This window comes from Sphingopyxis sp. 2PD (genome assembly GCF_005503695.1).
GTDB lineage: Bacteria > Pseudomonadota > Alphaproteobacteria > Sphingomonadales > Sphingomonadaceae > Sphingopyxis.
In genome coordinates this window covers 1-10,463 of record NZ_SCMU01000047.1, presented here as the reverse complement: position 1 = coordinate 10,463, position 10,463 = coordinate 1, and the positions used below count along the sequence as shown (strand labels likewise).

The following is a 10,463-nucleotide window of genomic DNA, read 5'->3' as shown; positions in this document are numbered from 1 at the left end:
GGGTTAGGGGTGGGTGAGGCGGGAAAAGCACGATCGGGCATCGAGCCCGTTCGCGCTTGACCCACCCCCGGCCCCTCCCTTGCAGGGAGGGGAGGATTACCGCTTCCGCACAAACTCCGCGCGCAGCACCAGCCCCTTGATCCCTTCATGGCGGCAGTCGATTTCCTGCGCGTCGCCGGTCAGGCGGATCGATTTGATCACCGTGCCGACCTTCAGCGTCTGCCCCGCGCCTTTGACGGCCAGATCCTTGACGAGGACGACCGAATCCCCGTCGCTCAGCAGATTGCCGACCGCGTCGCGGACCTCCGGCCCCGCGGCGTTCGCGGCATCGCGCGCCGCGACGTCGGCGGCGGACAGCCATTCGCCGCTCGCCTCGTCATAGACATAATCATCGTCGTTGCTGGTCATTCCATCATCCCGGTTTGCGGAAGCGCAGCGCGAACTGGTCGGTCTTGCCGCGGATCGCAGGGTCGAAGACGTTTGTCGTGCGCGGATCGTCGGCAAGGCGGTAGAGATCGCTTTCGGCCTCGAGTTTGAATCCGGCCCTGGTCAGCGCGGCAATCACGGCGGCCTTGTCGATGCGGTGCAGGCTGTCGGCGTGCGTCGTGCCGGTCCCGTCGGCGGCGCTGTGATCGACGATCACCAGCGTCCCGCCAGGCTTGAGCGCTGCGAACAGCGCCGCGCTGGCCTTGTCGCCGGTGCCTTCGGGGAAGGGCTTCAGATAGAGGTCGTGGAAATTCTGGACCGTGATGATCGTGTCGAGCGGGGCGGCGAAGGCGGGCGCCGCAAACGGACCGGCGACGGCATCGACATTGGCATAAGCCGCGTCCACGGCGGCCTGGTCGTCGCCATATTGTTTGCGGAAGGCGATAAATTCGGCGGGCTGGAAGGCGTGGACCTTGCCCGACGGGCCGACCGCGGCGGCGAGCAGGCGGGTGACATAACCGCCGCCCATGACAAAATCGCCAACCTGTTCGCCCGGAGCGATCTGGGCGAAGGCGAGCAGCTCGGCGGGCTTGCGCGCAGCGTCGCGTTCGCGATCGGCGGCGGGGCGCGCGGGGTCCGCGAGCACGGTGGTATAGTCGGAGGCGACGGCCTCCTTGGCGACAACCGGCGGTGCCGCCATTGCGAGCAAAAGGGCGAGGGTAAGCGGACGGATCATGGCATCGACTCCCATAGTGTATCGCATCAATATAACAGCATCGCGGCCCGTTCGCCCGTTTATTTGCATCTCGCGATTTTGATGATAGGTTTCTTCGTGAAACTAAAAAGATCGGGAGACTCGGGATGTTTGATCTGGTGATACGCGGCGGTACCGTCGTCGATGGCACGGGCGGCGCGCCCTTTGTCGCGGATGTCGCGGTCGATGGTGATCGCATCGTCGCGGTGGGCGAAAACCTCGGTGCAGGGCGCGACGAAATCGACGCCAGCGGCAAGATCGTCACCCCCGGCTTTGTCGACGTCCACACCCATTATGACGGCCAAGCGACATGGGACCAGGAAATGGCGCCGTCGAGCTGGCACGGCGTCACCACCGTCGTCATGGGCAATTGCGGTGTCGGCTTTGCCCCCGCCAAGCCCGACCGCCACGAATGGCTGATTTCGCTGATGGAGGGCGTCGAGGACATTCCCGGCACCGCGCTCGCCGAGGGCATGTCGTGGGATTGGGAGACCTTTCCCGAATATATGGACGCGCTGGAGAAATTGCCGCGCACGGTCGATGTCGCCTGCCACGTCCCGCACGGCGCGGTGCGTGCCTATGTGCTTGGCGACCGCGAGAAACCCGGCGCGATTCCGACCGAAGCCGACATCGCTGAAATGTCGCGGATCGTCGAGGAAGGCATCCGTGCGGGCGCGCTCGGTTTTTCGACCAGCCGCACCGTGCTCCACAAGTCGATCGACGGGGAACTCGTCCCTGGCACCACCGCGACGCCTGAGGAACTGATCGCGATCGGCCGTGCGATGGGGCGCGTCGGTTATGGCGTGTTCGAAATGGCGAGCGACCTGAAGCGCGAGTGGAACGAATTTCAGTGGATGGGTGATTTGAGCCGCGAAACCGGGCTGCCCGTGACCTTTGCCGCGCTGCAATCGATCGCCAAGGAATTGCCGCTCGAGGAACAGATCGAGGAAATGCGGCGCCAGAATGCGACTGGCGCGAACATCGTCGCGCAGATCGCGCTGCGCGGCAACGGCATCATCATGGCGTGGCAGGGGACGGTGCACCCCTTCCGCTTCAAGCCCGCGTGGAACGAGATCATCGACCTGCCGTGGGAGCAGCAGCTCGCCCGGCTCAAAGACCCGGCGTTCAAGGCGCGGATGATCGCCGAAGAGAATGTCTGGCCCGAAAGCGACATCCTCGACTTCCTGAAAATCGTCGCGCTTGGCTGGCCGGTGCAGTTCGAAATGGACCCCGATTTCAATTACGAGCCGAAGATGGACGAAAGCATCGCGGCGCGCGCCGCGGCGGCGGGGGTTTCACCCGACGAATATGCCTATGACCTGCTGATGAAGGATGACGGCAAGGGCTTCATCTATTTCCCGATCCTCAACTACCGCGACGGGAACCTCAATTTCCTTGAGGATCTGCAACATGCCGACGACACGGTGAACAGCCTGTCCGACGGCGGCGCGCATTGCGGGACGATCTGCGATGCCGCGAGCCCGACTTTCATGCTCCAGCATTGGGTGCGCGACCGGGCGGGCAAGCGCATCGCGCTCGAACATGCGGTCAAGCGCCAGTGCCGTGACACCGCCTTGCTCTATGGGCTGGAGGACCGCGGCGTGCTCGCGCCGGGGTATCTTGCCGACCTCAATGTCATCGACATGGAGGCATTGAAGCTGGGCAAGCCGTGGCTGGCGTTCGACCTGCCCGCGGGCGGCAAGCGCCTGTTGCAAAAGGCCGACGGCTATGTCGCGACGATCAAGTCGGGCGAAGTCACCTTCCGCGATGGCGCCATGCAGGGGCCGACCCCCGGCGGCGTGATCCGCGGGCCGCAGCGCGTCGAAATGGCGATGGCGGCGGAATAGGCGGGTCGCACCAAAGATTCTTTCGCACTTCGTCATGCTGAACTCGTTTCAGCATCCAGGGCTCGCGCTATCGGCCTGTGCTGCGCTGGTTTCGAGTGCAGGTCATGGACCCTGAAACAAGTTCAGGGTGACGAGAATTGGGCGGAGCGGCCGCGTCCGCCATTCGAATAAGGAAAATGCCATGAAAGCCATCCAGCTCCGCGCCCCCGCCTCGCTCGACAATCTGACGCTGGTTGACATCGCCGACCCCGGCGATCCGGGGCCTGGCGAGATTCGCGTCCGGCTGTCGGCCTCATCGCTCAACTTCCACGATTATGCCGTGGTGATGGGGATGCTCCCCGCTGCCGACGGGCGCATCCCGATGTCGGACGGTGCGGGGACGGTCGAGGCGGTGGGCGAGGGCGTGACGCAGTTCAAACCCGGCGACACCGTGGTGTCGATCTTCTTTCCCGAATGGATCGACGGCGTCCCGCCCGCGACGGCGTTTCGCGGCGTCCCCGGCGACGGCATCGACGGCTATGCGCGCGAGCTTGCCGTGACCCCGCAGCATTGGTTCACGCGCGTGCCGCAGGGGTATAGCGCCGCCGAGGCCGCGACCCTGACCTGCGCCGGGCTGACCGCATGGCGCGCCTTGTTCGTCGATGGCGTGACACAGCCGGGATCGACGGTGCTGGTGCAGGGCAGCGGCGGGGTGTCGGTGTTCGCGCTGCAATTCGCCAAGGCCGCGGGCGCGCGGGTGATCGCGACCAGCTCATCCGACGCCAAGCTCGCACGGCTGAAGGCGCTCGGCGCCGACGAACTGATCAATTACAAGGAGGTGCCCGCCTGGGGCGCGAAGGCGCTCGAACTGACCGGCGGGCGCGGGGTCGATACCGTCGTCGAAATCGGCGGCGCAGGCACGCTCGACCAGTCGATGATGGCGACGCGCGTCGGCGGCCATGTCGCGCTGATCGGCGTCCTCGCGGGCTTCGCCGGACCGGTGCAGACCGCGCTGCTGATGGCGAAGAATCTGCGCGTGCAGGGCCTGACCGTGGGCAGCCGCCAGCAACAGCTCGACATGATCGCGGGGATCGAGGCAAACGGCATCCGCCCGGTGATCAGCGACCATTTCCCGCTCGACCGCTTGGCCGATGCGTTCCGCCATCAGGCGGCCAATGCGCATTTCGGGAAGATTGTGGTGGATATCTGAATTTGAGGGTGTCGAACACAACACCGTAGCCCTGAGCCTGTCGAAGGGCGCTTATCGGCGAGAAGCGCCCTTCGACAGGCTCAGGGCTACGGTTCAGCACCGTTTAAACCCCGCTGCCGTGCCCCGCGTCGCCATGGCGGATGCTGTCGCGTTTCACGCCATATTCGGCGCCCCAGCGGTCGGTCATCTGGGCGCGGATCGCCCAGAGTTCGGGGAAGAAGCGGTGCCGCGCCCCGGCGTCGAGCAGGTCGACCGCGCGGCCGCTGATCGCTTTCGATCCCATGCCGATCGAGCGATGGACGAGATAGATGTGGTGGGCGCGGAATTTCTGGAACAGTTCGTCGAACTCGATCAGCGCCTCGGCGACGATATAGGCCTCGTCATGCGCGTAGCCGGTGTCGTAGATGTCGGTGAGGGTGCGACCCTGCGGCTCCAGATAGAGCGAGCGATAGCTGTCCCACAGCCCCGCGGGCAGGGTGAGCAGCATCTGGAAGCCGGGGCTTTCCTGCCCCGACCCGTTGCCAAGCTGGAGCCGGATCGCCTGATAGTCATAGGGGCTCATCGTTTCGATCAGCGCCAGCTGGTCGGTCATCATCCGGAGCAGCATATGGACGCGCCCGAACAGCGTGATCGCGCGCATGATCCGGCCCTCGCGCAGATGCTGGTCGACTTCGGCGAGAGTGAAGGCGGCAAGCTTCATCCACAATTCCTCGACCTGGTGGACGATCTGGAATTGCAGCTCGTCCGGGGTGACGAGGTCGGCGAGCGGTTTCTGGCAGGCGAGCAGGCGGTCGACCGAAAGGTAAACGCCATAGTCCTTCATGACCGGGGCTTCGAGGCGGGTGTGGACGTCGGTTTTGTCGAGCATGGGAGTGTTCCTCATTAGGGTTGTATCATCGTTGCCAACCGTAGCCCTGAGCTTGTCGAAGGGCGCCTCACCGAGAAGCGCCCTTCGACAAGCTCAGGGCTACGGTCTGTTCCGTAATCGATGGTCTCAACCCCGCGGATACACCCCCGCCGGCGGACGCCGCGGCGATCCTGACTGGCCGAGCCAGAGCAAGGCGGCGGCGCGCTTCATTTGGCGAGCAGGTCCGACGGCAGCGTCGGCTCGCTGACCAGCTTTGCCATGCGGCGCCACATTTCGTCGCGGCTGGGCCGACCGCGTTCGACATGGGCGCGGACCATCGCTTCGCCGAGGCCGTAGTTGATCACATAGCTGCGATACTGGTCGGTAAAGCTGACCGATTGTTCGGCGCGCTTTTGCGACACGAGCAGATATTTCTGGGTGAAGGCGACGGCGGTGGGCCGGTCGATGACGCCGTCGAGATATTGCTGCGCGATGGTCAGCCGCGCACCGCCCAGCGCCTCGATCGCTTTCAGCAGCTGCCAATAGCGGTCGTCGGCCGGCACCGCGATTTCGGCGAGCGGCATCAGCACGTCGCGTTCGGTTTCGGCCTTGCTGGCTTCAGGAAAGGCGAGGTCGATGCCATAATTCGCGGTGCCCTCGGCGATCAGGCTTTGCGGGCTGTAGAGCGGATAGACGCTGAACTCGGTCCAGCCGCGCTCTTTCACCAGCTTCTCCTCGAGCTTCATGTTGAGGAGGTGATGGCCGGGATAGCCCTCGTGGCAACCGAGATCGAGCGCGCGCGACAGCCGGATCGGCAGGTCGGTGTTGACCTGGATCAGGCTGTGATAGGCGCCCTGGTAGTAATTATAGCCGCTCCAGCTTTTGCCGGTGACGAATTCCAGCCGGAAGCTTTCGCCGTCGGGCATCGGGATATGCGCGAGGCTGCGGCCACGGCAGCGCGCGATCGCGACGTCGAACACCTTTTGCAGCCGGTCCTTGGGGATGGTGAAGCGGTCGAGATAGGCCTCGACCCGTTCCGCCAGCGCGCCGTCGCCGGGGACGAGCGCCTCGACCGCGGCGAGATGGCGGTCGTAGTCGGCGAGGGGTTTGAGCTGCGGGCGGACGCCGAACAGCCGCTCGGCCTCGTCGGCGAAGGCAAAGCGCGTGCCCTGCATCATCATCAGCCGCGTCTCGGCGGCGCGCAGCTGGGCGCGCAAGAAGGCGGCGCGGCGGCGGTCGACCGGGTCGGACAGGCGGCGCGCGATGGTGGCGAGCCGAGCGGTCAGCTCGCGCGTTGCAGCGAGCAGGGTCGGCTTGTCGCGCGGCGCCGCCTCGGCCGCGGCCTTCAGTTCGGGCGGCCCGTAATAGGCGTCGATATAGCCCGCTTCGTGGGTGCCGATCTCGAGCGTCAGCTTGAGGTAGGTCGCGGCGATGTCGTTCAACGCCTGCGCCGAGGCCGGGGCGCGGCGCACGTCGATCGCGGCGACGTCTGTCGTGCCGCGTGACCCCGCGGTCTGGCTGGTGGCGCAACCCGCCAGCAGAGTGGCGGCGACCAGCGCCAATGACATCGACTTGGGCATCATGCGCGTACCGGCTCCCTGTCTTCGGAGGTGTCGTCGACATCGCCGTCGGCGGCGATCTCGGCATTGGTTTCGGTTTCGACCGCGTGATGATCGGGATGCAGCGGCGCAAGGCGGAGGACGGCAAAGCCGACCAGCGCCGCAGCGAGCGATCCCATCAGGACGCCGATCTTGGCTTCCTCGATCAGCAGCGCGTTGCCGGGGAAGGCGAGGCCACCGATGAACAGGCTCATCGTGAAGCCGATCCCGCACAGCATCGCAACGCCATAAATCTGGAGCCATGTTGCGCCGCGCAGCTTGCCTGCGATACCGAATTTGACCGCGAGCCAGACGCTGCCGAAAATCCCGACCTGCTTGCCGAAGAACAGGCCCGCGGCGATGCCGAGCGGCAGCGGCGCAAAAATCTGTTCGGCGGTCAGCCCGCCGATGTCGACCCCGGCGTTCGCAAAACCGAATAGCGGCACGATCGCAAAGGCGACCCAGGGGTGGAGGGCGTGTTCGAGCCGGTGGAGCGGCGACGTCTGGCTATCGGGCGTGCCCGGCGTCCGCTCGAACGGGATCGCCATCGCCGCGAGCACCCCGGCGATCGTGGCGTGGACGCCCGACAGCAGCATCGCGTACCAGAGGAGGAGGAACATCAAGAGGTAGAGCGGCAGGCTCTTAACGCCCCGCCGGTTCATTGCGAACATCGCGCCCAGAATGGCGGCGGCGGCGGCGAGCGCAAGCAGGTTGATCTTGGCGGTATAGAAAAGCGCGATGATGGCGACCGCGCCCATGTCGTCGACGATCGCGACGGTCACCAGGAACAGTTTGAGCGAGGTCGGCGCGCGCTTGCCGAGCAGCGCGAGGATGCCCATTGCAAAGGCGATGTCGGTCGCGGCGGGGATCGCCCAGCCTTGTGCAAGGCCGGGGGTCGATCCGGCGAAGATCAGGTACAGCAGCGCCGGGACGGCCATTCCCGCCGCCGCTGCTATAAAGGGCAGGCGCCGCCGGTCCCAGCTGGCGAGCCGCCCATCGACGAACTCGCGCTTGATTTCGAGCCCGACGAGCAGGAAAAACACCGCCATCAAGCCGTCGTTGATCCACAGGTGAACTGTCATCGGGCCGAGCTTGTCGGTGAGCACCGGACCCGTCACCGCGTGGATCGCATGGTGATAGGCATCGCCCAAGGCGGAATTGGCGACAATCATCGCCAAAATGGCGGCGAAAATCAGCAGCATTCCGCCCGCGCTTTCGCTCGCAAGGAAGTTGCGTAGCGCGGAAGGCGGCGGTTTTCTGCCGTTCATCGGTCGATCGTTCCTTTGGTTGCCCGGGATTTGCCGGTGTCCTAGCTCGTGGCGCGCATCTTTACAAATTCACCCCGGGATTTAGCACTGCGGGGTGGGTGGCGTGACGCCACGGTGGCACGAGGCAGGTGGGTGGCGCTATCGTCCGCATGGCTGGAATGGCTGGTGTTGGGGGCCAGCCACGAACTGATGCTGTTCGCTTCGGTGGGCATCCTGCTGATCGGCCTCGACGACCTGTTTTTCGACGCATTGTGGCTGGCGACGCGCGGCGAGCGTCGCGGGATCGCGGCGGCCAAGCCGCCGCTCGACGGGACCATCGCCGTCTTCATTCCGGCGTGGGATGAACATCGCATCATTGCGGCGATGCTGCGCCGCTCGCTGGCGGCATGGCAGGGCGAGGACGTCCGCATCTATATCGGCTGTTATCCGAACGATGCGGCGACGCTGTTTGCGATCTCGCCGCTGGTTGCCGCCGATCGCCGGTTAAGGCTGGTCGTCAATGAGCGCGACGGGCCGACGACCAAGGGCGACAATCTCAACCGGTTGTGGGCGGCGCTGGGCGAGGATGAGCGCGCCGAGGGGATGCGCTTTGCCGCGATCGTCCTTCACGATGCCGAGGATCATGTCCATCCGGGCGAGATCGCGCTGTATCGGCGCTATCTGGTCGATCATGCGATGGTGCAAATCCCGGTGGTGCCAATCATCGCGCCCGGCGCGCGGTGGATCGGCGGCCATTATGGCGATGAATTTGCCGAGGCGCATGGCAAGGAAATGGTCGTGCGGTCGCGGCTGGGGATGCCATTGCCCTCGGCCGGGGTCGGTTGCGCGCTGACGCGGCATACGCTGGCGCTGCTGGCGATCGAGCGTGGCGGCGATCCGTTCCGCTGCAACAGCCTGACCGAAGATTATGAGATCGGCATGGTAATCGGCGCCTATGGGCTCAGCGCGCGCTTCGTCGACGAGACGGGGGCGACCGGTGAGCGCGTCGTGTCGCGTGGCGCCTTTCCGGACCGCGCCGATGCCGCCGTGCGGCAAAAGGCGCGCTGGATCGCGGGGATCGCATTGGCGGGATGGGATCATCTCGGCTGGCCCGGGTCGCGGCGCGGCGCGGTGGCGGAACCGCTGGGCCGCACCTGGCTGGCCCGCTGGATGTTGTGGCGCGATCGCCGGGCGCCGCTGGCCGCGCTGGTCGTGCTGGCCGCCTATGTCGGGTTGCTGCTGACCGCGCTTGGCTGGGCGGGGCGCGCTATTCTGGGTTGGGATGCGACGATCGTTGGCGGTACGATGCAGATGCTGCTGGCGCTGAACGCGACGCTGCTCCTCTGGCGGCTTGGCATGCGCAGCCTGTTCGCGGGACGGTGCTATGGCTGGCGCGAGGCGGCTTGGGCGGTCCCGCGCGCCTTTGTCGGCAACATCATGGCGATCCTCGCGGCGCGGCGCGCGCTGGTGATTTACGGGCGGATGCTGCGGTCGGGCGAGGTCGTCTGGGACAAGACCGAACATCGGGAAAGCGACATGGCGGTCGAGGTCGCCCCTGTGCCGGTGGCGGCGCGGTGAGCGAGCGGGGCTTTGCCATCGGACGCGATGCGCGGCCGCTGCGCTTCTTGTTGCTGTGCGTCGGCGGCTGGACGGTGTTGCGGGTCGCGGCGCATTGGGCTCCGGAACCGCCGCCGGACGCCATGGCGCCACGTTGGTCGGCGCCCACCCCCTTTGCCGCGACCGATTGGTCGCTGGCGCCGCCCGCACTGGCCCCCAAGGCCATGGCGCCGCGACCATCGCGAATGGCATCGCTGCCCCCTATTCGTGTGGCGGATAGGGGCGGGACAAGCGATGCCGCGATCAGAGACGCCGATGCGGTGGGGGCGGGCGGCGCCGACCGTCATGGCCTTCGCGCCGCGCTGCTGGCGCGGCTGCTCCCGCCCTCCACAGGCGGTACGGCGCCGTCGGCGATGCGGCGCGGTGCGGGGGACTGGTTCCCGGTCGCGGCTCCCGCCGCGGCGCCGCCCGGGCAGGGCAAACCCTTCTGGATGCGACGGCAGATGGCGGGTTGGTCGCTCGGCGGCTGGCTGTATGTGCGCGATGATGCGCGGGCGGTGCCTGGCGGCATCGCGGCGCGAAGCCAGCTTGGCGGCAGCCAGGCGGGATTGCGGGTGGCATATGGATTTGGCGATACGGGTCGCACGCGCGCCTATGGCCGCGCAACGATTGCGGTGCGCCGCCCCGCGCAGCGCGAGGTCGCCTTCGGCCTGGCGTTGGCACCGCTGGCGCATTGGCCGGTCGACGTCGCGATCGAACATCGCCTTGGCGTGGGACGCGAAGGGCGCAGCGCGCTTGCGGCGATGGTCAGCGGTGGGGTTAGCGATGTCGCACTGCCGCACGGATTTCGGCTGGAAGCTTATGGACAGGCGGGTGTGGTCGGGGCGCGGCGGCGCGACGGGTTTGCCGATGGGGCGATCGTTATCGACCGACGGCTTGGTCCCGATGAGGCGTCGCCGCTGCGGCTCGGCGCGCTGGCGGCGGGGGCGGTCCAACCG

The 10,463-nt window shown here is 66.5% G+C and carries 9 protein-coding genes; 4 read left to right on the top strand and 5 right to left on the bottom strand.

From position 1 onward, the window contains the following. Positions 1 to 96 precede the first annotated feature (96 nt). Positions 97 to 408 carry an alkylphosphonate utilization protein gene (locus FFS18_RS17155; RefSeq protein ID WP_120217247.1) on the bottom strand — a complete coding sequence of 104 codons (312 nt, stop codon included), beginning with the start codon at positions 406 to 408 and terminating at the stop codon, positions 97 to 99. 4 nt (positions 409 to 412) lie between these two features. Beyond that, on the bottom strand, positions 413 to 1,162 hold the full coding sequence (locus FFS18_RS17150) for a class I SAM-dependent methyltransferase (protein WP_137871774.1): 750 nt from the start codon (positions 1,160 to 1,162) through the stop codon (positions 413 to 415). Positions 1,163 to 1,287: 125 nt separating this feature from the next. On the opposite strand from FFS18_RS17150, the gene FFS18_RS17145 reads away from it, so the two are divergent. Continuing rightward, positions 1,288 to 3,027 carry an N-acyl-D-amino-acid deacylase family protein gene (locus FFS18_RS17145; protein ID WP_137871773.1) on the top strand — a complete coding sequence of 580 codons (1,740 nt, stop codon included), beginning with the start codon at positions 1,288 to 1,290 and terminating at the stop codon, positions 3,025 to 3,027. Positions 3,028 to 3,208: 181 nt separating this feature from the next. After that, positions 3,209 to 4,216 (top strand): zinc-dependent alcohol dehydrogenase family protein, encoded by a 1,008-nt coding sequence (locus tag FFS18_RS17140; RefSeq protein ID WP_137871772.1) that lies wholly within the window; start codon positions 3,209 to 3,211, stop codon positions 4,214 to 4,216. Between the two features lie 103 nt (positions 4,217 to 4,319). Here the strand turns inward: FFS18_RS17140 and FFS18_RS17135 are convergent, their stop codons facing one another. From FFS18_RS17135 to nhaA, 3 genes are all read right to left on the bottom strand, one after another. After that, a complete protein-coding gene (locus tag FFS18_RS17135; RefSeq protein ID WP_137871771.1) occupies positions 4,320 to 5,084 on the bottom strand; it encodes a tryptophan 2,3-dioxygenase family protein in 765 nt (254 codons plus the stop codon). A gap of 206 nt (positions 5,085 to 5,290) precedes the next feature. Beyond that, on the bottom strand, positions 5,291 to 6,646 hold the full coding sequence (locus FFS18_RS17130) for a hypothetical protein (RefSeq protein WP_249340448.1): 1,356 nt from the start codon (positions 6,644 to 6,646) through the stop codon (positions 5,291 to 5,293). After that, on the bottom strand, positions 6,643 to 7,929 hold the full coding sequence (gene nhaA / locus FFS18_RS17125) for a Na+/H+ antiporter NhaA (protein ID WP_120217243.1): 1,287 nt from the start codon (positions 7,927 to 7,929) through the stop codon (positions 6,643 to 6,645). The genes FFS18_RS17130 and nhaA overlap by 4 nt, the downstream gene beginning before the upstream one ends. A gap of 132 nt (positions 7,930 to 8,061) precedes the next feature. Between nhaA and FFS18_RS17120 the strand changes: the two genes are divergently transcribed. Together FFS18_RS17120 and FFS18_RS17115 are read left to right on the top strand one after the other, a co-directional pair. Then, positions 8,062 to 9,486: a glycosyl transferase family protein gene (locus tag FFS18_RS17120; protein ID WP_137871770.1), complete on the top strand. Its 1,425-nt coding sequence runs from the start codon at positions 8,062 to 8,064 to the stop codon at positions 9,484 to 9,486. Next, positions 9,483 to 10,463, top strand: a 981-nt coding sequence (locus FFS18_RS17115) for a hypothetical protein (RefSeq protein WP_137871769.1), incomplete at its 3' end; no start/stop codon positions are given. The genes FFS18_RS17120 and FFS18_RS17115, both read left to right, overlap by 4 nt.

Coding starts and splice junctions, on each gene's coding strand:
- FFS18_RS17155 (WP_120217247.1), bottom strand. CDS start 408: ATGACCAGCAACGACGATGATTATGTCTATGACGAGGCGAGCGGCGAA.
- FFS18_RS17150 (WP_137871774.1), bottom strand. CDS start 1,162: ATGATCCGTCCGCTTACCCTCGCCCTTTTGCTCGCAATGGCGGCACCG.
- FFS18_RS17145 (WP_137871773.1), top strand. CDS start 1,288: ATGTTTGATCTGGTGATACGCGGCGGTACCGTCGTCGATGGCACGGGC.
- FFS18_RS17140 (WP_137871772.1), top strand. CDS start 3,209: ATGAAAGCCATCCAGCTCCGCGCCCCCGCCTCGCTCGACAATCTGACG.
- FFS18_RS17135 (WP_137871771.1), bottom strand. CDS start 5,084: ATGCTCGACAAAACCGACGTCCACACCCGCCTCGAAGCCCCGGTCATG.
- FFS18_RS17130 (WP_249340448.1), bottom strand. CDS start 6,646: ATGATGCCCAAGTCGATGTCATTGGCGCTGGTCGCCGCCACTCTGCTG.
- nhaA (WP_120217243.1), bottom strand. CDS start 7,929: ATGAACGGCAGAAAACCGCCGCCTTCCGCGCTACGCAACTTCCTTGCG.